The organism is Embleya scabrispora, from assembly GCF_002024165.1.
GTDB classification, from domain to species: Bacteria; Actinomycetota; Actinomycetes; order Streptomycetales; family Streptomycetaceae; genus Embleya; species Embleya scabrispora_A.
Genome location: NZ_MWQN01000001.1, coordinates 3570539 through 3592402, shown reverse-complemented (window position 1 = coordinate 3592402; position 21864 = coordinate 3570539). Strand labels below are relative to the sequence as shown.

At 70.9% G+C, this 21864-nt stretch carries 13 protein-coding genes, 1 tRNA gene and 2 pseudogenes; 5 read left to right on the top strand and 11 right to left on the bottom strand.

What is annotated here, in order from left to right; genetic code table 11:
* The first annotated feature begins 340 nt into the window (after positions 1 to 340).
* On the top strand, positions 341 to 2695 hold the full coding sequence (locus tag B4N89_RS15935) for a transglycosylase domain-containing protein (RefSeq protein ID WP_235618639.1): 2355 nt from the start codon (positions 341 to 343) through the stop codon (positions 2693 to 2695).
* Positions 2696 to 2867: 172 nt separating this feature from the next.
* Here the strand turns inward: B4N89_RS15935 and B4N89_RS15930 are convergent, their stop codons facing one another.
* Positions 2868 to 3323, bottom strand: coding sequence for a GatB/YqeY domain-containing protein (locus B4N89_RS15930; protein ID WP_078976490.1), 456 nt, complete (start codon positions 3321 to 3323; stop codon positions 2868 to 2870).
* 157 nt (positions 3324 to 3480) lie between these two features.
* Between B4N89_RS15930 and B4N89_RS15925 the strand changes: the two are divergent.
* Positions 3481 to 4412: pseudogene (locus B4N89_RS15925) on the top strand (metallophosphoesterase).
* 49 nt (positions 4413 to 4461) lie between these two features.
* Positions 4462 to 4538: transfer RNA gene (locus B4N89_RS15920), tRNA-Pro, on the top strand.
* 270 nt (positions 4539 to 4808) lie between these two features.
* Here the strand turns inward: B4N89_RS15920 and B4N89_RS15915 are convergent.
* The 5 genes from B4N89_RS15915 to B4N89_RS15895 form a co-directional block, all read right to left on the bottom strand.
* On the bottom strand, positions 4809 to 5069 hold the full coding sequence (locus B4N89_RS15915) for a Txe/YoeB family addiction module toxin (RefSeq protein WP_078976489.1): 261 nt from the start codon (positions 5067 to 5069) through the stop codon (positions 4809 to 4811).
* A gap of 10 nt (positions 5070 to 5079) precedes the next feature.
* The gene (locus tag B4N89_RS15910) at positions 5080 to 5337 is read right to left on the bottom strand and encodes a type II toxin-antitoxin system Phd/YefM family antitoxin (protein WP_078976488.1); all 258 of its coding nucleotides are present in this window, start codon (positions 5335 to 5337) and stop codon (positions 5080 to 5082) included.
* Positions 5338 to 5857: 520 nt separating this feature from the next.
* Positions 5858 to 7186 (bottom strand): SWIM zinc finger family protein, encoded by a 1329-nt coding sequence (locus tag B4N89_RS15905; protein WP_078976487.1) that lies wholly within the window; start codon positions 7184 to 7186, stop codon positions 5858 to 5860.
* Positions 7183 to 10113 carry an SNF2-related protein gene (locus B4N89_RS15900; RefSeq protein WP_414646420.1) on the bottom strand — a complete coding sequence of 977 codons (2931 nt, stop codon included), beginning with the start codon at positions 10111 to 10113 and terminating at the stop codon, positions 7183 to 7185. Before B4N89_RS15900 ends, B4N89_RS15905 begins: the two co-directional genes overlap by 4 nt.
* A 159-nt stretch (positions 10114 to 10272) precedes the next feature.
* On the bottom strand, positions 10273 to 13740 hold the full coding sequence (locus B4N89_RS15895) for a HelD family protein (protein WP_201260847.1): 3468 nt from the start codon (positions 13738 to 13740) through the stop codon (positions 10273 to 10275).
* Between the two features lie 374 nt (positions 13741 to 14114).
* Here B4N89_RS15895 and B4N89_RS15890 point away from each other — a divergent pair, with 374 nt between their 5' ends.
* Together B4N89_RS15890 and B4N89_RS15885 are read left to right on the top strand one after the other, a co-directional pair.
* Positions 14115 to 14585 carry a cell wall hydrolase gene (locus tag B4N89_RS15890; protein ID WP_078976485.1) on the top strand — a complete coding sequence of 157 codons (471 nt, stop codon included), beginning with the start codon at positions 14115 to 14117 and terminating at the stop codon, positions 14583 to 14585.
* A gap of 58 nt (positions 14586 to 14643) precedes the next feature.
* Positions 14644 to 16503, top strand: a complete 1860-nt coding sequence (locus tag B4N89_RS15885) for a S9 family peptidase (RefSeq protein WP_078976484.1) — start codon at positions 14644 to 14646, stop codon at positions 16501 to 16503.
* 298 nt (positions 16504 to 16801) lie between these two features.
* Here B4N89_RS15885 and B4N89_RS15880 read toward each other — a convergent pair whose 3' ends face one another.
* The 5 genes and pseudogenes from B4N89_RS15880 to B4N89_RS15860 all read right to left on the bottom strand — a co-directional run bounded on the left by B4N89_RS15880 (position 16802) and on the right by B4N89_RS15860 (position 21857).
* On the bottom strand, positions 16802 to 17593 hold the full coding sequence (locus tag B4N89_RS15880; RefSeq protein WP_078976483.1) for an SURF1 family protein: 792 nt from the start codon (positions 17591 to 17593) through the stop codon (positions 16802 to 16804).
* 43 nt (positions 17594 to 17636) lie between these two features.
* Positions 17637 to 18626, bottom strand: a complete 990-nt coding sequence (locus tag B4N89_RS15875) for a DUF4232 domain-containing protein (protein WP_078976482.1) — start codon at positions 18624 to 18626, stop codon at positions 17637 to 17639.
* Positions 18623 to 19210, bottom strand: a complete 588-nt coding sequence (locus B4N89_RS15870) for a SigE family RNA polymerase sigma factor (RefSeq protein ID WP_078976481.1) — start codon at positions 19208 to 19210, stop codon at positions 18623 to 18625. The genes B4N89_RS15875 and B4N89_RS15870 overlap by 4 nt, the downstream gene beginning before the upstream one ends.
* 315 nt (positions 19211 to 19525) lie before the next feature.
* Positions 19526 to 20593 (bottom strand): aspartate-semialdehyde dehydrogenase, encoded by a 1068-nt coding sequence (locus B4N89_RS15865; protein WP_078976480.1) that lies wholly within the window; start codon positions 20591 to 20593, stop codon positions 19526 to 19528.
* Positions 20590 to 21857: pseudogene (locus B4N89_RS15860) on the bottom strand (aspartate kinase). Before B4N89_RS15860 ends, B4N89_RS15865 begins: the two are co-directional and overlap by 4 nt.
* Between the last annotated feature and the right edge of the window lie 7 nt (positions 21858 to 21864).

The following is a 21864-nucleotide window of genomic DNA, read 5'->3' as shown; positions in this document are numbered from 1 at the left end:
GCTCCCCCAACGGCGGCGCCGGGAATTCCCGATGCCAAGCAGGACGGTACGAAACCCTGGGCACGCGCAACAGCCCCTGCGCGGGCAGTCATCGATGGCCCGGAAGGACTATGCGCAAATATGGACCCACCCGTCCGGGTGAATGCTCTTGCGCTTTGGGTCCGGGCTTCACTCGGAAGAGGGCACGTCGGAGGCACGAGAGACGGCAGCGGGACCCGACATCCGGCGACTTTCACTCCAAAGAGTGAAATGCGTGATGACACGAATCCCCCGGCTGCTCGGCCAGCTTAAGCGAAGTCCCTTCGCCGCGTAGGGTGTTTCGGCACGTAGGCTGTCGGCCATGGCCCGAACTTCCTCCGGCTCGGCCCGCCCGAAACGCGGTTCGTACCGTCCACGATCCCCGCTGGGCTTCGTGGGACGGTTCGCCGCGTTCGTGGGTGCGAGCATCCTCGCCGGCGCCCTGGTCGCGGGAGTCGCGCTGCCGTTCGTGGGCGGCCTCGGCCTGTCCGCGAAGGCGGCGTCGGAAAACTTCGACGACCTGCCCGGCGATCTGGACCAGCCGTTCCTCTCGCAGCCGTCGTACATCCTCGACTCCGAGGGCAACCAGCTCGCGATGGTCTACGACCGGTATCGCATTCTGCGGACCTTCGACCAGATCGCGCCGATCATGCGTCAGGCGATCGTGGCGATCGAGGACTCGCGATACTACGAGCACGGTCCGATCGACCTCAAGGGCACCCTGCGTGCCCTGTTGCGCAACCAGCAGTCGGGTGGCACCGGATCCAAGCAGGGCGGATCCAGTCTCACCCAGCAGTACGTGAAGAACATCTTCGTGGAGGAGGCCGGCAACGACCCGGCCAAGGTGGCCAAGGCCCAGGCCCAGGAGGTCTCCCGCAAGATCAAGGAGCTGAAGTACGCGATCGGTCTGGAGCAACGGCTGTCGAAGGACGAGATCCTCACCCGGTATCTCAACATCACCTTCTTCGGCCGCCAGGCGTACGGCGTCGAGGCCGCGTCGCAGCGCTACTTCAGCAAGCACGCCGCCGATCTGACCCTGCCCGAGGCGGCCACCCTGGCCGGCGTGGTGCAGGCGCCGTCGGCGTACGACCCGATCGGTTACCCGAACGCCGCGCGGGACCGGCGCAACATCGTGTTGCAGCGCATGGCCGAGGTGAAGGTCATCACCCAGGCCGAGGCCGACGCGGCCAAGGCGACCGAACTCAACCTGAAGACCCAGCCGTTGCCCAACGGCTGCATCACCGCCGACCAGATCGACGGTGCCGCGTTCTTCTGCGACTACGTCGAACGGGTGGTCAAGAACGACCCGGCATTCGGCGCGAACAAGGACGAACGCGACAAGATGTGGCGCGAGGGCGGCCTGCGGATCACCACCACGTTGGACCGAAAGGCCCAGAAGGCGGCCTACACCGCCGCAACCAAGGGCGTACTCCAAAAGGACCCGGTCGCCGACGCGGTCGTCATGGTCGAACCGGGCACCGGGAAGATCAAGGCGATGGCGCAGAGTCGGCCGTACGGGTTCGGCGACTACGAGACCACGCTCAACTACTCGGTCGACCACAACATGGGCGGCTCGACGTACGGCTTCCAGACCGGGTCCACGTTCAAGCCGATCACCGCCGCGGCGGCGTTGGAGAACGGGATGAAGGTCGACCAGGAGTACTCCACCGGCTACGACATCGACATGCGGAAGGAGAAGTTCCGCACCTGCGGCGAATCGACGCGCGACGCCAAGTACCAACCGCAGAACGAGAGCCGCAGCGAGACCGGCACCTGGAACATGCAGACCGCGCTGGAGAAGTCGATCAACACCTACTTCGTCCTGCTGTCCAAGGACGTGGGGCTGTGTCCGATCGCGACGCTGGCCGATCAGATGGGTGTGCACCAGGGCAACGGCGAGGCATTGAAGCAGGTGCCCAGCATGACGCTCGGCGCCAACACCATCGCGCCGATGAACATGGCGGCGGCGTACGCGACCTTCGCCAGCCGCGGGGTGTACTGCACGCCGATCGCGGTCACCGAGGTGGCCAAGCTCGACGGCACCAAGTTGTCCGTGCCCCAGGCGGGCTGCAAGCAGGTGATGAAGCAGTCCACCGCGGACACCATCAACACCCTGCTCAAGGGAGTGGTCGAGGACGGCACCGGCACCCAGGCCGGCCTCAAGGACCGCGACAACGCGGGCAAGACCGGCACCACCAACGAGCGCAAGGCGGCCTGGTTCGTCGGCTACACGCCGAACCTGTCCACCGCGGTGTGGATCGGTGGCGCCAAGAACGATGTCGAGATGGTCGACATCAAGATCGCCGGGACCACGTACGAGAAGGTCTACGGCGGGCAGGTCCCCGGACCGATCTGGAAGAGCGCGATGTCGGGTGCGCTCAAGGGGGTGGACGCGCCGGACTTCGCCGCCCCGCCGCCGGGCGCGATCCCGCCGAAGCCCGATCCCAACAAGAAGCCGGACGACGGCAAGCCCAACCAGCGCGACCAGAACCGGCCGCCGGGCGGCGGAAGCACCCGGCCGCCGTGGACGCCGTGGACTCCGCCGGTGACGCCGCCGACCACGCCGCCCACGGGCGGGGGCGGCGCCACCAAGCCCCCGGAGACGCAGCGGCCGCCGGGGCACACTCGGCCGCCGAGCACGGGGGATGTCGGGGGTGGGGATTTCGAGGGGTTCTGAGCGGGGTGGTCGCGGGGGTCGCTCGTGATCGTTCGTAAGCGCTTGTGATCGCTCGTGATCGCTCGTGGAAATGTCGATGGTGGTGCTCCCGATGTGTTCGGGGGCACCACCATCGGCGTGTGGAGCGGGGGTCGGGCGAAGCGGCCGGCCCGGTGCGGTCGGCCGCGTGGGGTCAGCCGGCCAGCTGGCTCTTGATCTCGGCGGCGATGCGGCCGCCCTCGGCCCGGTCGCCGACCTTGGGGCGGACCACCTTCATGACCTGACCCATCGCCTGCGGGCCGGCGGCGCCGCTCTGCGCGATGGCGTCGGCGACGATCGCGCGAAGGTCGTCGTCCGACAGCTGCGCCGGCAGGTAGGCCGCCAGGACCTCGCCCTCGGCGCGCTCGCGGGCGGCGGAGTCGGTACGGCCGCCGTTCGCGAAGGCCTCGGCGGCCTCTCGACGCTTCTTGGCCTCGCGCACGATGACCTTCAGCACCTCGTCGTCGGACAGCTCGCGGGCGGTCTTGCCCGCGACCTCCTCGTTGGTGATCGCGGTCAGGGTGAGGCGCAGCGTCGAGGAGACCAGTTCGTTCCGGGACCGGATGGCCGCGGTCAGGTCGCTCTGCAAACGGCTCTTGAGGGTGCTCATGGGGTCAAGTGTCGCAGCCGTGGCCGGTGTGGCCGTACCGAATTACCGCGCTCGGAGTGCGTCCCGACCACTCCCGCCCCGACCCGCCCGTCGTCCCGCGACATCGGGTGCGCCGCCGAGACTGCCGAGCACCGGTCGGCTCTGCCAGCATGGAGGGATGCGACCGCGTTCAGCCTTCCCCCTAGCCGTAGCCGCCACCGGGGCCGCCTGCCTCACCTACGCGGCGGCCTACGAGGCCCGTTCGTTCCGTCTGCGCCGGGTCGAGGTGCCGGTGTTGCCGCGCGGCGCCCGGCCGGTACGGATCCTTCAGGTGTCCGACATCCACATGGTGTCCGGGCAGCGCCGCAAGCAGGAGTGGCTGCGCCGGCTCGACGCGCTGCACCCCGACATGGTGCTGAACACCGGCGACAACCTGTCCGACCCGGAGGCGGTGCCGGAGACGCTGGACGCGCTGGGCCCGCTGCTCGGTCGGCCCGGGGCATACGTGTTCGGGTCCAACGACTACTACGGCCCGCGCCCCAAGGACCCCACGGGCTACCTGCGTCGTGACGACGGCACGCGGCGGCTCGGCCGGGAGAACCCGTGGACCGACCTGCGCGACGGCTTCGACGCGGCGGGCTGGGCGAACCTCAACAACGCGCGCGGCCGGCTCAAGGTGGACGGCCTGGACATCGAGCTGGTCGGCCTGGACGACCCGCACATCGACCGGGACCGCTACGAGCAGGTGGCCGGCGGCCCCGACCGGAGCGCCGACATCTCGCTGGCCGTGGTGCACGCGCCGTACCTGCGCGCCCTCGACGCCTTCACCGCCGAGGGCTACCCGCTGGTGATCGCCGGCCACACCCACGGCGGCCAGGTCTGCGTCCCCTTCTACGGCGCCCTGACCACCAACTGCGACCTCGACCGCAAGCGCGCCAAGGGCCTGTCGAAGCACCTGTCCGCCGACCGCGAGGCCTACCTCCACGTCTCCGCCGGCTGCGGCACCTCCCGCTACGCCCGCTTCCGCTTCGCCTGCCCCCCGAGGCCACCCTCCTCACCCTGACCCCCCGTCAGTCCACCGGCAGCACCGCCGCCCCGACCCCGCGCTAAACCGGATTTCGCCTCAGCCCCCCGACCCGCTAAGCTGAACGCGCAGCATCGGGGTGTGGCGCAGCTTGGTAGCGCGCTTCGTTCGGGACGAAGAGGCCGTGGGTTCAAATCCCGCCACCCCGACCAGTGGTACAGAGGCTCCATCGGAGAAATCCGATGGGGTCTCTGACGCGTTTCCGGCACGAAAGTACAGCAACCACGCTGGTTGCCCGCGGCTTTCATCCACTGGCGGCTGCGCCTGTTCGCCGACCTTCCCCACCGCGAACGGCGGTTCGGGAACTCTACGGCTGACCCAAGCGGTGAGGCGGGGGTTCGCCCACCTGATCGCCCACTGGGAGAAGTGCCGTGGGCTGATGAATCCGACTACGGGACCGCGCTCGATCCGCTGGGGTCGCGTCAGCTCTCGTAGTGGTAGCGGCACTGTGCGATGAGGACCGTGTCCTCGCCGGCCTTGTAGATCAGTCGGTGCTCGTCGTTGATACGGCGCGACCAGTAGCCCTGGAACCCGTGCTTGAGCGGTTCCGGTTTGCCGATCCCCTCGTTGCCGTTCCGGGAGATGTCCGCGATAAGCGTATTGATGCGCTTCAGAATCTTCCGGTCCTGAAGCTGCCACCAGAGGTAGTCCTCCCACGCGCGGGAGGAGAAGGTGATCTTCATTCGCCGGCCCTCATGCGTCGGTCGTCAGCTCGCGTACGGTACCGCCGCCGCTCTCCAACTCGTCGATGGACGCGAGTAGGCGCCGGGCGTTCGCAGGGCTTCGCAACAGGTAAGCCGTCTCCTTCAGGGACTCGTAGTCCTCAAGGGAGACAATGACGACCGGGTCGTGTCCGGCTCGAGTGATGACAACCTCTTCGCGGTCGTCGTTGACGGAGTTGAGCACCTCGGCATACCGCGCGCGAGACTCGGAGTACGTCATGGTCTTCATAGCCGACCCTTCCTCGTCGTACAAGAAACTGTACGTCGACCTTCATGGTGCGGCAAGCGGTTGGACGATTACCGCGACCGGGCAGCCGCCGGCGGCGGCGGATCGCTGCGGATGGGTAGCCTGCTCCCCCGACAGCACGAGCACCTGACGCCGCTTCGTGGGAGCGCGACGAGCGGGATGGGAGGATGGTCGGCCTGCGATCCCGGCCGATGCGCTCGACGAGCTCACCCTCGGCCTGAGTCCCAGCGGACAACGGGTGAAAGTACAGCAGCAAAGTACCGCAACCAGGCCCGCCGACAGTGACCGTCAATGAACCTGGCATCGCCTCTGACCTGCGCAGATGACTCCAGCAACCAGCCTGCCCCTGATTCGGGACGAAGAGGTCGTGGGTTCGAATCCCGCCACCCCGACCAGTGGTGTAGAGGCTCTATCGGAGAGATCCGGTAGGGCCTCTTTTGGTGTGGCTGTATAGGTGCGGCTCGCTGTTGCGGTCTTGGGGCCCGACGGCGTTGTGGTTGCCTCACTGGGCGAGGAGGGCTGTCAGGACGATGGTGGGGTCGGGGTCCGGGGGGCCTGTCGGGTGCCAGGTGTCCTGCTTTTTGGCGTAGGGGTACCACAGGCCGTCTCGGCTCAGGCGTAGCTGGGCGTTGTGGCCGTCGATGGTCCAGCGGTTGCGCCAGGTGCGGATTCGGGGTGGTTTTCCGTCGGCCCAGTCTGCTCGCAGCGCCTCGCGAGCGCGGTCCAGGCGGCCGGTGGGTGGGGTCCAGGGGTTTTCCAGGACGTCCAGGGATGCCGCCCCGCCGTGGCGCCAGGCGTGGACGGCCGCGGTGAGTTCGGCCGGGGTGCGGCCACAGTTCGCGGCGATCCGGGCCGGGATATCCGTGGTCGGGTGGTTGGCGGCGAGGCGGACGGCGTCCTGCCACTCGGTGAGCGGAGCGGGTGGGGTGGAATCGGCGTGCCGGGGGGCGATGGCGGCCGCCAGCAGACGCTGGGCACGCGTCGCGGCGTCCGCGGCGAGTAGTTCGAGTGCGGCCGGGTCCAGGCCCGCCGCCGGGTCGGCGGAGCCCACCAACGCCGGTCCGTGGCCGGGTACTTCGGGAACCGGCGGCGGAGCGGGCAGGGGTGCCCGCGTGGTTCGGGCGGCGAAGGCGGCCCCGGCGGGATCGCCCGTGGAGGCCGGCGGCGCGGCCGACCCCGCTCCCCCGGCCGGCCCCACGCCGGCGCCGGTGAGCGCCTGGTTCGCGGCGGCTTCCGCCACCGCGCGCGCCGTGTTGCGGCGGCCGAGTTCGTCCATCAACTCGTGCTCCCCCCGTCCTCGAAGCAGGAGCAGGACGAACGGGTCGCGGTCCAGTAGCCGGGCCACCTGGTAGCACAGGGCTGCGGCGTGTTTGCAGGGGTAGCCCCAGTCGGGGCAGGAGCACGCGGGGTCGAGGTCCCGGGCGCCGGGCAGCAGGGGGACGCCGGCGGCCGCGGCGTCGTCCGCGAGGCCCGCGGGCATGTCGCCGTCGAGCAGCGCGGCGATGTTCGCGGCCCGCTCGGCGATCACGTCGAGCAGGCGGTCCCACTGCCGGTCCGTCAACTGCTCGACGCGGACCTTGGCGCGGTACGGGGCGGGTCGGCTGCCGCGCACCATGGCGGCGACCGAGCCGGCGGCGACGGTGACCGCCCCGACCGCGCCACCGCGCGCGTAGGTCCGGCCGCGGGAGAGCCGGCCCGAGTCGAGGGAGGACTCTTCCAGGGAACGCAGCCATTCGCGGCCCCACCAGGACTCGGCGAAGGGGGCGCGGCTGCCCTTGGTCGACGGCAGCGCTTCGAAGGTACGGCCGGCCGGCCCCGTCCGTCCGGTCATCGCCGCCCCCTTCGCAGTGCGACAAGCTCGGCCAGTTCGCTGTCGCTCAGCTCACCGAAGGCCGCCTCCCCCGAGCCCAGCACCGACTCGGCCAACTCCCGCTTTCGCCGCAGCATCTCGGCCACCCGGTCCTCGACCGTTCCCTCGGCGATGAGCTTGTGCACCTGGACCGGCTGCGTCTGTCCGATCCGGTACGCGCGGTCGGTGGCCTGGTCCTCCACCGCCGGGTTCCACCAGCGGTCGTAGTGGATGACGTGTCCGGCCCGGGTGAGGTTCAGGCCCGTCCCGGCAGCCTTGAGGGACAGCAGGAATACCTTCTTCTCGCCGTTCTGGAAGGCGTCGACCATCTCCTCGCGGCGCTTGACCGCGATACCGCCGTGCAGGAACAAAGTGTCCACGCCACGGTCGGCCAGGTGGCGCTCGATCAAAGTGCCCATGGCCACGTACTGGGTGAAGACCAGGGTCGAGCCGCCCTCGGCCAGGATGGTGTCCAAGAGTTCGTCGAGGACCTCCAGCTTCCCCGAGCGGCCGGGGAGCTTCGTGCCGGCCGGTTCCTTCAGGAACTGCGCCGGGTGGTTGCAGACCTGCTTCAGACCGGTGAGCAGCTTCAGCACCAGGCCGCGTCGGGCGATGCCCTGGCTCGCCTCGATCTCGGCCATCAGTTCGCGGACCAACGCCTCGTACAGGGACGCCTGTTCCTTCGTGAGCGGCACCGGCTGGTCGGTCTCGGTCTTGGCCGGCAGTTCCGGCGCGATCCCCGGGTCGGACTTGCGTCGGCGCAGCAGGAAGGGCCGGACCAGCGCGGCCAGACGATGAGCGGCCTGTTCGTCGCGGTCGCCCTCGACGGCCTGGGCGTAGCGGTCGCGGAAGGAGGTGAGGGTGCCGAGCAGACCGGGTGTGGTCCAGTCGAGCAGTGACCACAGTTCGGACAGATTGTTCTCCACCGGAGTGCCGGTCAGCGCGACCCGCCCGCGCGAGGGGATCGTCCGCAGCGCCCGAGCGGTGTGCGCGTGCGGGTTCTTCACGTGTTGGGCCTCGTCGGCGACGAGCAGCCCCCAGGAGTGCTCGGCGAGGCGGCCGGCGTCGCGGCGCATGGTTCCGTAGGTGGTCAGGACGAAGCCGCCGGCCGAGTCCTCGTCGAGGTGGGCCAGGTCGCGGCCGGTGCCGTGGAAACGGCGCACCGGCGTCGCGGGTGCGAAGCGCCCGATCTCCCGTTCCCAGTTGCCGAGCAGCGAGGCGGGACACACCACCAGGGTCGGACCGGCGGTGGCTTCGCGTTCCTGGCGGCGCAGGTGAAGCGCGATCAGGGTGACGGTCTTGCCCAGACCCATGTCGTCGGCGAGGCAGACACCCAGACCGAGGGCCGTCATCCGGTACAGCCAGTTCACACCGCGCAGTTGGTAGTCGCGCAGGGTCGCGGTCAGGGCCTTCGGCGGCCCCTGGGGTTCGCGCGCGGTGCGGGCCTCGGGGTCGGCGATCCGCGAGCGCAGTTCCTCGAGTGCACCGCTCGCGCTGATCGCCACCTGTACCCCGTCCACCTCGACGCTGCCGGTCAGCGCGGCGCCCAGGGCGTCGATCGCGGTGAGCGGGGCCGGGGCGGTCTCGGCCCGCGCGCTTCGTCGGAGTCGACGGACCAACTCCGGGTCCACGACCACCCACTGGTCGCGCAACCGGACGATCGGTCGATGTGCTCGGACCAGCCGTTCCAGTTCCTCCTCGTCGAGTTCGCGGTCCCCGAGCGCGACTCGCCAGCGAAAGTCCAGCAGTTCGCCGGAGGACAGGAAGGACTCAGCCGAGGACCGCGTCCCCTGTCGGCGAGCGGGCTCCAGTACGCCGGACGCGGTCAGTTCGCGGACCAGTTGCTTGGGCCAGTGCACGGCGACACCGGCGGCGGCCAGACTCTCGGCGGCGTCGCCCAGTAGCGCCTGGGCCTCCTGGTCGGTCAACTCGAGATCGACGGGCGCGGCGGCGTCCAGCAACCGTCCCGCCGGAGGCCACACCCGGGCGGCTCGGCGCAGCGTCAGCAGTGTGTCGACCCGAGCCCGTGGACCGAACGATTCGGGTGCCCCGTGCGTCCCCGACCACAGGTCCGCGGCGTCGACGAGCATCGTGGGATCCGCCAGGCTGCGCAGTTGGACCACGGCCCGGAAGGAGTCCGCGCCGTCCAGTTCCAACCGCAGCAAGACGGTCAGACCCGCGTCACGGCCGGCCGCGACCTCCGCCGCCCACCCGCGCTGCTCGGGGACGTTCTGCGGTACGTGTACCGCAAAGGCCGCGCCACCGGTCACGTGCCGAGCGGCAGGCGGGCGGGCCAGCGCATCGGCCAGGGCGTCCAGGAAGGCTCGCAGCAGCGGCTCGACCGCCGGGAGCGTGAGAGGAGAGCGTTCGGGGATCGCGACCGCGCGGGCCTCGGGGGGCATGGCGGCGGCCAGGGAGGCCAGCCGCTCATGGTCCTCGACGTCCAGGGGGCCGACGCGCCACGCGTCGAAGCCGCCGGGCGAGACTCCGGGCAAGACCCGGCCCCGGGCGACCAGCCACAGACCGTACAGGGCGGCGGCGCCCCAAAACGCGGCGCTACGCGGGGCGTTCCCGGCCGGCGGTGCGCCGGTCGACGCCGGCTCGTCATGGTCGGCGGCGAGCGCGCGGCAGCGAGTCAGCAGCGGCAACGCCTGCCCCACCGGAAGCACGGCGGCGATCACGCGGGTCCGGCGCACGGAAGTGCCGTGCGGGCGAACCACCGTGAGCTCCTCCGGCTCCACGCCGAGATCCGGTGGCTCACCACCGGGCACCCAGAACGCCACTCGGCCCATGCGGGGCGGATCCGCCGGAAGGAACACCGCCTCACCCGCGGCGAGGGCCGGGATGAGGGGAGCCGGTCGATTCCGCTCCGCCTCCGCCGACGGGCGGGCCCGCGCCACCGCACCCACGTCCCGCACACCCACTCCCACGACCACCCGCAACGGCGTTGCTCCACCACACCCCGTCGACCCAGGCTACCCACCGCGACACGCGAAACGATGAGGAGACGCCCGATCCGGGTGACGCCCCGCTCAGGACTCCGGCAGCCCACGGCGGGCTTGTCCCCCTCAAGAGTCCTGCGGGGCCGCGGCACCTCCCACTCCCAGGGCCCTCGCGATGTCGGGGCCGTCCCAACCGGATGGAGTTCGCCACAGGAGATGGATGCCGAAGACCCCGCGTACGGTGTCGGCGGCCCAGTCCTGGGCGGGAGGTTCGGAGAGCACGAGGTAGAGGCGGTCGGCCTTGCGAGGCGACGTGTGGTCGATCTCCAGGAGGCGCGCGGCGCCGGCTCGGAGATCGGGGTAGGCCGAGCACCCGGCGCCGAGGACCTCGTACACGAAGTGCCCGTCGCCGCCGTCCCGGCTGACGTCGACCGTGGGCGAGTCGGACGGCCGCAGCCCCGCGCGCAACAGAGCCGCCTTCAGTTCGTGGCGCACCGCCTCGTGTGTGTTGCAGTTCCGGTCGGCCTCGGACGCGATCGCCAACTCGTCCAGGAGCATGGGGTTCACCGTGGCCTGCGGGGGGTGCGGGATGTGTTGGTCATGGTGGGATTCGATGTCCTTCGCCGCACTCTCGGTCCGGGGTTCGGGCGTTCGTGGTTCCAGGTCCAAAGGCGTGTCGACCCCGACCTCTTCGTCGGGGCGCGCACGCAGCGCGGCTCGGGCCGCGGACAAGGCATCGGCCCAGTCGGTCGACGCCGGATCGGAGCGAAGTTCGGTGGACAGGTCGGGGGCGCCCCTGCCGATCGCATCGCGGGTGCGCTGGGCCAGGTCGCGCAAGACGGTCAGGCGTTCGGTATCGGGTGATCCGAGCAGGCGCCACACGATCAACCAGTCCGACTGGTCTCGGCGCAGGCACCGGTTCGCCATCCCCCTCAGCTCCGCCAGGCGAGAGGCAGCGTCCGGCGGGAACTCGCCCTCGTTCTGCGCGAGTTCGGACAGCACACCGAGCGCCGCAACGTAGCGTTGCGCCATGCCCGGGGAGATCGGCTTGCGACCGTGTTCACTGGCCGAGACCAGACTGCGGCGTGCCTCGACACGCACCACCCAGCAGTCGAGGTCCGCGCCGATCGGCGGGGGCGGGGCGCCGTGTCGCACGAAGAGGTACAGGGGGTGCGTCGTTGCCGGGTGGATGGCCTGCACCTTCCGGTAGGAGCCCTTGCCGGCGACGACCCGGACCCGGATTCGGTCGCCGATTGCCGGTTCGCTCGGGCTCTGCGACGTGTCGGGCGCCGAAGGGGTCACCGCTTCGGCCGTGTCCGGCGCCGTTTGAGCGTCCCCGGCCGCCACGACCTCCCCTGGATGGCCGCCGCCGGTCAAAACCTCGGGCAGCGGCGAGGTGTGCAGGATGGTCAGGCTCTGCGTGCTGCGCGTCAAGACCACGTACAGCTTCCGCGCGCCCGCCGATTCACCGTTCACGATGGCCGCCGGGTCCAAGGCGATGACGTGGTCGAACTCCATCCCCTTGGTCCGGCTCGCGACCAGCACGGACACCGTCGCGCGCTGTTCCGGGGTCAGGGCGTCCTCGCGGTCCAGAGTCGCTTCGATCTCGGCCGACCACCGGGAATCGTCCGGTACGACGACGGCGATCGACCTCGGGGACGTACCGTCCGTACCGTTGAGCCGGCGCACGCGCGCGAGAACCGCGTCGGGCACTTCATCCGAATCCGTCGGCATCAGACTCACCGGTTCGCCCTCGGCCCGCCGTACGGCTGTCGGGTAGGTGAGCGAGGGCGCCATGGCCCGCGCCAGCGGGGCCACGAATTCCATGATCTGGGCCGGGACCCGGTAACTGATGTCGAGTTCGGTCGCACGCCATTCGCCCCGGTCGGTCAAGAGCGCACCCAGCCGATCCCAGTCCTCGTAGGAGTGCGGGCCGGTGGCCTGGGCCAGGTCGCCGAGCACGGTCATCGAGCCGGTCGGGCAGCGCAGCCGCAACGACCTCGCCTGCATGGGTGTCAGATCCTGGGCCTCGTCCACCACGATGTGTCGGTAGTGTCGTGGTGTCTCGCCCGCGATCAGCAGGCGCAGTTCCTCCAGGCAGACCAGATCGTCGAGCGTCCACGCCTCCTCGGCCGCGCTCTTGGCCCTCGGCCTGCGCAACGCGGCCTGCTCGGCCTCGTCGAGGATCCCGGACGCGCACTCGCGGAGCCTGTCCGCGGAGTCGAACAGGCTCCGCAGCGCCTCCTCCGGGCTGAGCGTCGGCCAGGCCCGCTCGACGAGGGTCACCACGTGCCTGTTGCGCTCCAGGTCGCGGCGCACCGTCGCCTCACGTCCGCGCCGCGGGGCGACTTCGGTCAAGGCGTTCAACAGTCGATCCACCAACACATGGCGGAACCGGTCGCGACGCACCCGGTAGGCCCCGCCGGCCTCGTCCGAGGCATGAAGGAGTGCGAGTACCTCCGACCGCGGCAGACGCAGCGACGTACTACCTATCGTGACCATGAACGCGGCTTCGTCCCGATCGTCCGAGGGCGCGGTGAACAGAGCGTCCAGGGCGCCGGGCCTGCGCTCGGAGTCCACGCGTCGCCGCAGGACCGTCACCATCCGGTCGTCCGACTTGACCAACCGCGTCGCCGCGGAGTCGGTGCCGCGGATGTCGCCGGCCCACAGACGGGCAAGCTGAACCGATGTGACGTTCCGCGTGCCGAGGGTGGGCAGGACGCGACCCACGTAGTCGAGGAATCCCTGGTGTGGACCGACGACCAGGATGTCCTGCGCCCGAAAGTGGTCGTTGTTCACGAGCCAGGTCACGCGATGCAGGCCGACCGCGGACTTTCCGGTTCCCGGACCGCCCTGCACGACGAGCACACCCGTCGGCGACCCGGTGACCAGCGCCATCTGATCGCGTCGGATGGTCTCGACGATGTCGCGCATACGCCCGCTGCGCGAGCGGTGGAGTTCGCGCAGCAGGAACTCGTCCACCTGCGTGGGCTTTCTCCGAAGACGGCCGGAGACGTCACGGGGCGAGGGCACGAAACGGGGGGCCGGGCCGTCGTCGACCGCCGGTTCGTCGGTGATGGTGGGGGGAACCGGGACCTCGTCGGGGCCGATCACCGGTTCCCCGTCCCGAACACCGACGGCGAGTGGGGAGTCCCGGGAGATCTCGTCGAAGTAGTCCTCGACCGTGCGCTCGACGCAGCGCAACTGCCTCCGCAAGAGCAGCTCACCCGGAGTCTCGGGGCGGGCGTTGTGCCACTTCACGGCCAAGGGTGTCGTCCATGAGACCACCAGCCGGTCCCCGGTCTCGGGGTCCGCCACGGTGCGCCGTCCGACGTACCAGGTCTCCGGGTGCGGCTCACCCGGATCGTGGACGTCCACGCGACTGATCACCAGGGCTTCGCCCGCGAGGCCACCGTACGCGGCGGCCTTCCTGTCGGCGTCGGCCTTGGTGACGATCGAGTCCTTGCCGCTGGCCGATGCGGAGGCCGGCGACTGCTCGGTCAGCTGCCTCAGTTGCCGTTCGTAGCACGCGTATGCGTGATCGACGGCCTTTTGTTCGACGGCGATGACCGCGTCCCGTGAATTCGTTCCCACGTATCCCCTCCAGGCAGCGTATCCACGCTGCGACGCGTCGAATCCCGGCTCCGTGCCGACGTCTCGGCGAGTGGCGACGCGCGAAGATCGGTCCGGCGCCCGAACGGGGGCAGGATCCGGCCCACCTCTGCACGCCACATCCACAACTGGTGCTCGGCGGGCCCGAGTTCGTAGTGGTGGTAGTGACATCCCTGGCTGAGCATGCCCCACACGGCCCTGGCGTGGCGCGCGGTTTCCGCTTCTGTACAGGTGCGAAGGCAGAGGACCTCGGCCCGGGCGCCGCCGCCCGTGCCTTTGCCGACGGCGGGCGTTCGGCATGCTGTGCGTAGTGGCGGAGGTGGAAGGTGCGATCCCAACAGGGTTGGATCCCGGATATGACCGACCGCTCTCACGAACCGTCACCGGCCGTACTTCCGCCGCGCTTTCGCGCCGTCCCGTACGTCTACGCCCGTCACCCGCACGCGGTTGCGCCGGGCGACCTGATCGCCGGGGCCAACTGTCAGCTCTACGCCTACGCGTTCCTCGCCCACCACGGGCTTCACGCGCCGGCGTTGCGGTCGTCGGAGTTGTGGGCCGATGAGAGCACGACCACGCGGGTCGACGAGTTCGCGCCGTTGGACCTGCTCCTGTTCGACGGCGGGCCGCGACCCGATCGGGCTCCGGGGTACGGGGCGCATGTCGGGGTGTACCTCGGGCCCGATCGGGTGTTGCACCTGTGTCGGGAGGTCGGGCGGCCCGCGATCTGGGGGTTTGCCGATTTTGCGGCGCGGCCGCAGTACGCCCGGCTGCTCGGGGCGAAGCGGTGTCGCGCGGCCGGGGACCGACCCGCCAACCCCGGAGCGTGACGGGTCGCGTCTCACGGTGACGGAACACAACCGGGCCCGCTCGTAGTTGAATGGCGATATGCCCGCTCCCGAGAACACCGCCGCCGACACCGTCGAGACCACACCGTCGATCGCCCAGCCCGCGCCGACCGTCCCCGCCTGGGAACGTCGCTACCGGGCGGCTCGGATCAGCCTGCCGCGCTGGGCCGACCACGCGCCCGCGAAGTCCGTCTTCGTCTCCAACGCCTCCGGCACGTTCGAGGTGTACGCGTGGGACCGCGTCACCGGCGAGCAGCGCCGGGTGACCGACCGGCCCAACGGCACCGCGTCGGCCCGGATCAGCCCCGACGGGCGCTGGATCTGGTGGTTCGCGGACACCGACGGCGACGAGTTCGGGATCTGGATGCGCCAGCCGTTCGACGGCGGTGCGGACGAGCCGGCCGTGCCCGGCCTGGCGCCGTCCTACCCGGGCGGGCTCGGCCTCGCCATGGACGGCACCGTGGTGGTCGGCCGGATGAGCGACGACGAGGGCTCCTCGATCCACGTCGTGAGCCCCGGCGCCGAGCCGGTGACCGTGTACCGGCACGCCGAGTCGGCCTGGTTGTCGGGGCTGTCCGAGGACGGCACGCACCTGGTCATCGCCCACAACGAGCACGGCGACGCGATGCGCTCGTCGCTGCGCGTCCTGCGCCTGGACGGCACGCCGGTGGCCGACCTGCACGACGGCCCGGAGGGGGGCCGGCCGGACTCCGACCTGTCCTCGATGGGTTTCTCCCCCGTCGCCGGCGACCAGCGCCTGCTGGTCGTGCACCAGCGGCGCGGCCGGGACGAGTTGCTGCTGTGGGAGCCGCTGTCCGGCACCGAGACCGAACTCGACCTCGGGCTGCCCGGCGAGGTGTCCGGCGACTGGTATCCCGACGGCCGCGCGCTGCTGATCGACCATGAGCAGCACGGGCGTTCCGAGTTGTACCGCTACGACCTCGAGAGCGGCGAACTCGCCCGGATCGACACCCCGCCCGGCACCATCGGCGGCTCCGGCGCGCGGCCCGACGGCAGCGTCGAGTACCACTGGTCCAGCGGCTCGACCCCCGCCGAATTGCGCTCGACCGCGGGCGGCGTGCTGCTCACCCCGCCCGGCGAACGCCCGCCCGGGTCGGTCCCGGTCACCGACGCGTGGGTCGAGGGCCCCGGCGGCCGGGTGCACGCGCTGGTGTCCAAGCCGGCGGGCGAGGGGCCGTTCCCGACCGTGTTCAACATCCACGGCGGGCCCACCGCGCACGACGGCGACCACTTCGCCGCCGACGTCGCGGCCTGGGTCGACCACGGCTTCGCGGTGGTCCGGGTCAACTACCGGGGCTCGACCGGCTACGGCAAGGACTGGACCGACGCGCTGCGGGTGCGGATCGGCCTGATCGAGTTGGAGGACATCGGCGCGGTCCGCGCGTGGGCGGTCGAGTCGGGCCTGGCCGACCCGGAGCGCATCGTGCTCTCCGGCGGCTCGTGGGGCGGCTACCTGACCCTGCTCGGCCTGGGCGTGCAGCCCGAGGCGTGGGCCCTGGGCCTGGCCGCGGTGCCGGTGGCGGACTACGTCACCGCCTACCACGACGAGATGGACGTGCTGAAGGCGATGGACCGCACGCTGCTCGGCGGCACTCCCGAGGAGGTCCCGGAGCGCTGGGCCGCCTCCTCGCCGCTGACCTACGTCGAGCAGGTCCGGGTGCCGGTGTACATCAGCGCCGGCGAGAACGACCCGCGCTGCCCGATCAAGCAGATCGAGAACTACGTCGAGCGGCTGGAACAGTTGGGCAAGCCGCACGAGGTCTACCGCTACGACGCGGGGCACGGCTCGCTGGTCGTCGAGGAGCGAATCCGGCAGATGCGCCAGGAGTTCGCCTTCGTCGACGGGGTCATCGGCCTGCCGGTGCGCAACCCCGCGTAGGTCGCCGCGGGCGGGCCGACCGGTTCGGCCCGCCCGCGCGGTCTTGCGGTCGGGCCGGGACTCGGCTCGGTGCGGCGCGGCCGGGCGCCGGGTCTGTCCACCGGCGAAGGCCCGGCGTCCGGTGAGGCCCCGGAGCCTCGCGGGCCCGGCTGCTCGGCGTGCTCCGGCTCACCCGCTCGCCGGGGCTCCGCAGCACCTCCGGCGGCTCGGCTCGCCCACTTCCGGCCTCGCCCCGGTCACCCGGGCTCGGCTCGCTGGGCCTCGGTCGCTCGGGCCGGGCTCGTGCCGCGCCCGGCGCTCAGGTCTCGACGCCCAGCTCCGCGAGCAGCTTCGCCTCCTGCTCCTCGGCGCGCTCGTCCGCTTCCCGGCGCACCACGCGCCACCACACGAACACCGCGGCACCGGCGAACACGAACCACTGCGCGGTGTATCCGAGGTTCTGCCACGCCCGCCCCGAGATGCCGCCACCCTCGGACGCCTTCGCCGGCGGCATCGGCACCAGCGCGGCCGAGTCGGCGGCCGGGGTCTGCGCGGTCAGCGCGACGAAGCCGTCGGTGAGCGGATAGGGCAGCACGTTGACCAGCTCGGGCGTGCTGATCATGGACAGCTGACCGGGCCCCAGGTTCGTGGCCCGATCGACGTCGGAGGTGTGCTCGGCCTCCGACCACTCCAGTCGACCGGTGACGGTGACGGTGCCGGCGGGCGGGACGGGCGCGGTCGCGCCCTCGACCCAGCCCCGGTTGACCACCACCGCGGGTGCGCCGGCCACAAGGAGCGGGGTGACCACGTACGACCCGGTACGCCCGTCGTGGCGCCGCCCCGGCACCACCAGTTGGTGCGCCGGGTCATAGCTCCCGGTCACCGTGACCGAGCGGCCGCGATCGCCGCCCTCGACCCTGGCGCCCGGCGGCAGCAGTTCGGCGAGCGGCACCGCGGGCGCCGCCGACACCTGCTCGCCGCCGTCCCCGCTCCGCTTGTGTTCGCCGTAGCGGTGGAACTGCCACAATCCCAGCGCCGCGCACACCGGGACCGCGACGAGCACGATCACATGGAAGACCAGCCAGCGCGGCTGGAGCAGGAACCGGTACACCCCCCAACGGTAACCGTCCGCCGACGGGGGCCGATCCCGGGTGTCACCCCACGCGCGCGTACTCCCCGGTCCGGTAGATGTCGGTGCGGTACACGGTGCCGCCACATGTCGGCGTGAGCGTCACCTTGGCCACGTTGAAGTCGTTGGCGGCGAGCGCGTAGCCGAGCGCGGGCACCGGCGCCTTGGGCGCGTCGGCGGCGCACGTGCCGTCCGCGCCCGGGGATTGCGGCTTCCACGCGAACTGGAACTCGTACGCCTGCCCCGGTCGCAGCGTGATGCCCTGGGCGGACGAGGACGGCACCGGCAGCGCGGTCGCGGTGTCGGGACTCGGCGCCTGGACCACCGTCACCTGGACGATCGGATTGCCGGGCGGGGAGACCACGACGACCACGCCGGGGCCGGTCACCACGCAGTCCTTGGCCGCGTTGCTGCGCACCTGGAGCACGCCGTACGCCAGCCCGTCGGCGCGGACCGGGCCCAGACGCGCCTCCTCCCCGGACATGTCGACGGTCCGACACGCGGGCGGCGGCTTGACCGGCGGCACCGACCCGCTCGGCGACGCGCTCGAGGACGGCGGCGTGCTCTGCCCCGTTCCGGTGCCCGCGGTCTGCCCGCTGGTGGGCGGGACCGAGGAACCGGATCCGCTGGTGGGACTGCTGCCGCGGGAGGCGGGATGGGTCTGCCCGGCGCCCGGCAGGCCCGCGCTGACCCCCTCGCTCGGCCCCGGCAGCGGCTCGGTCGCGTTGACCGACGACGAGGACGGGCGGACGCCGCCGACATTCGACCTGGAGCCGTCGTCGTCGGATACCGCGGTGCGCAGGACGGGCGTGCCGGCCAGGATCACCGCGGCCAGCCCGGCGGCGCCGAGCGTGGCCATCCGACGCTGTCTGCGGCGGGCGGGCACGGCGGCGCGCAGCCGGTCGAGGGCGTCCGGCGCGGGCTGCACGTCGGACACGGCCTGGTGCAGCCGCCGGCGTACCTCTGCCGCGAGGTCGTCGGGGTCGGGACCGAGGGTCCCCGGGTCGTTCTTCACGGCGTCTCCATCCGGGCCCGGAGGGCTTCCAGTCCGCGTGAGGCGTACGCCTTCACCGAGCCGACCGACAGCCCGAGCAGATCGGCCACCTGAGCCTCTGTCAGATCAGCGTAATAGCGCAGCACGATCACTTCGCGCTGCCGCCGTTGCAATTCGCGCAACGCCCTTACCAGCACGTCGCGTTCCGCTACGTGTCGGGAACCGTCCTCGGTACTGGCCGAGTTCGGTTCCGGTTTGGAGAGTAGCCGCATGCCCATGATCCGCCGCCGCAGCGTCGACCGGGACAGGTTCACCACGGTCTGCCGCAGGTAGGCCAGCGTCTTGTCGGCCTCGCGCAACCGGTGCCGGGCGGTGTGCACCCGGACGAACGACTCCTGCACCACGTCCTCACACGAATCGGTGTCGTCGAGCAACAGGGAAGCCAAGCGCAACAACGAACCATAGTGCGCGCGGTAGGTCTCGGTGAGGACGTCGATGGAGACGCCCGCGTCAGAGGACACGGAAGCTCCCGAAACGTCCTGTTCCAGCGCGCCGACCACGGGTATGCGAACCGGGCGCAGCATCGGTTCCGCCCTCACGACCATTTCTGCCACGACTGTTGGACACCCGACCCCCCGGGAAGGTTGTATACGCCTGCGATCCGGGGACGGTCGTCGGCTTCAGCCACACGTCCGCCCACCGTAGTGGGCCGGATGACATGCAGTCAGCTACTCGGGGCGGCGAAGGTCCGTGACGGGACGGTCCGTTGCGGAAAGGTCCGCGACGGAAACGTCCGCTGCGGAGAGGTTCGTGGCGGAAAGGTTCGCGGTGCGACCGCAGCGGGGACCCGTAGCCCGCACACGCGGCAGCCGGCGTCCCCACAGGGGGCGCCGGCTGCCGCGTCGGTTCGCGGACGGGCCCTAGTCGCGCTCGGTCAGCTCGGCGGCGACGACCTCGGCGATCTGCGCGGTGTTCAGCGCCGCGCCCTTGCGCAGGTTGTCCCCGCACATGAACATGTCCAGCGCGAACGGGTCGTCGATCGAACGACGCACCCGGCCGACCCAGGTCGGGTCGGTACCGACCACGTCGGCCGGCGTCGGGAACTCGCCGTTCTCCGGGTCGTCGCACAGCACGACGCCGGGGGCGCCGTCCAAAATCTCGTGCGCCCGGGCCACCGACACCTCGTTCTCGAACACGGCGTGCACCGCGAGGGAGTGCGTGGTGATCACCGGGACGCGCACGCAGGTCGTGTGCACCTTCAGGTCGGGCAGACCCAGGATCTTGCGGGACTCGTTGCGCACCTTCAGCTCCTCGGACGACCAGCCGTCGTCCTTGAGCGAGCCGGCCCACGGCACCACGTTGAGCGCGAGCGGCGCCGGGAACGGGCCGAAGTCGCCCACCGCGCGGCGCACATCGCCGGGCTGGGTGCCCAGGGTACGGCTGTCCGCGACCTTGCCGAGCTGCTCGCGCAGCGCGTCGACACCGGGCTGACCGGCGCCGGACGCGGCCTGGTACGAGGCGACCACCAACTCCTTGAGGCCCAGTTCGGCGTGCAGCGCCCCGAGTGCGACGACCATGGTCAGCGTCGTGCAGTTCGGGTTGGAGATGATGCCGCGCGGCCGTACGCGCGCCGCGGCGGCGTTGACCTCGGGCACCACCAGCGGGACCTCGGGGTCCATCCGGAACGCGCCGGAGTTGTCCACCGCGACCGCGCCCTTGCTCGCGGCGATCGGCGCCCAGTGCGCGGAGACCTCGTCGGGCACGTCGAACATCGCGACGTCGACGCCGTCGAAGCACTCCTCGCTCAGCGCGATCACCTCGACCTCCTCGCCGCGCACGACGAGCTTCTTGCCCGCGCTGCGCGCCGATGCGATCAGGCGGATCTCGCCCCACACGTCCTGGCGGGTGGAGAGCAGTTCGAGCATCACCGTGCCGACCGCGCCGGTGGCGCCGACGACGGCCAGGGTGGGCTTGTCCTTGCGGGTCATCGGCCGGTACCTCCGTAGACGACGGCTTCGCCGGACTGGTCGTCCAGGCCGAACGCGGTGTGCACGGCCTGGACGGCGGCCGGAACGCCGTCGGCACGGCAGACCACCGAGATCCGGATCTCGGAGGTCGAGATCAGCTCGATGTTCACCCCCGCGCCGGTGAGCGATTCGAAGAACTTGGCGGTCACGCCCGGGTGCGAGCGCATGCCGGCGCCGACCAGCGAGATCTTGCCGATCTGGTCGTCGTAGCGCAGCGACTCGAAGCCGATCTCGGCCTGGGCCTTGGTCAGCGCGGTCATCGCGTTCTGCCCGTCCGACATCGGCAGCGTGAAGGAGATGTCGGTGCGGCCGGTGGAGGCCGCGGAGACGTTCTGCACGATCATGTCGATGTTGATCTCGTTGTCCGCCACCAGGCGGAAGATCTTGGCCGCCTCGCCCGGCTTGTCCGGGACCCCGACCACCGTGATCTTCGCTTCGCTGGTGTCGTGGGCGACCCCGGAGATGATCGCGTGCTCCATGTCGTCCCCTTCGGGTTCATCCGTCACCCAAGTGCCGACGAGTCCCGAGAAGGACGACCGCACGTGCACGGGCATGTCGTAGCGGCGGGCGTATTCCACACACCGCAGGTGCAGCACCTTGGATCCGCTCGCGGCCAACTCCAGCATCTCCTGGTAGCTGATCCGGGAGATCTTCCGGGCCTTCTTCACCACGCGGGGTCGGCGGTGAAGATGCCGTCCACATCCGTGTAGATCTCGCAGACCTCGGCGTCGAGCGCGGCGGCCAGCGCGACGGCGGTGGTGTCCGAGCCGCCGCGGCCGAGCGTGGTGATGTCCTTGGTGTCCTGGGACACGCCCTGGAATCCGGCCACGATCGCGATCGCGCCCTCGTCGAGCGCGGAGCGGATCCGTCCCGGCGTCACATCGATGATGCGCGCTTTGTTGTGGACCGCGTCGGTGATCACACCGGCTTGGCTGCCGGTGAACGACCGTGCGTCGACGCCCAGGTTTTTGATCGCCATCGCCAGCAGCGCCATCGACATCCGCTCACCCGCGGTGAGCAGCATGTCGAGTTCGCGCCCGGAAGGGATGGGGCTCACCTGCTGCGCCAGATCGATCAGCTCGTCCGTCGTGTCGCCCATCGCGGACACCACCACGACCACTTCGTGGCCCTGCTTCTTGGTGTCTACGATTCGCTTGGCCACGCGCTTGATGCCCTCGGCATCGGCGACGGAGGAGCCGCCGTACTTCTGCACGACAAGGCCCACGTGCGCT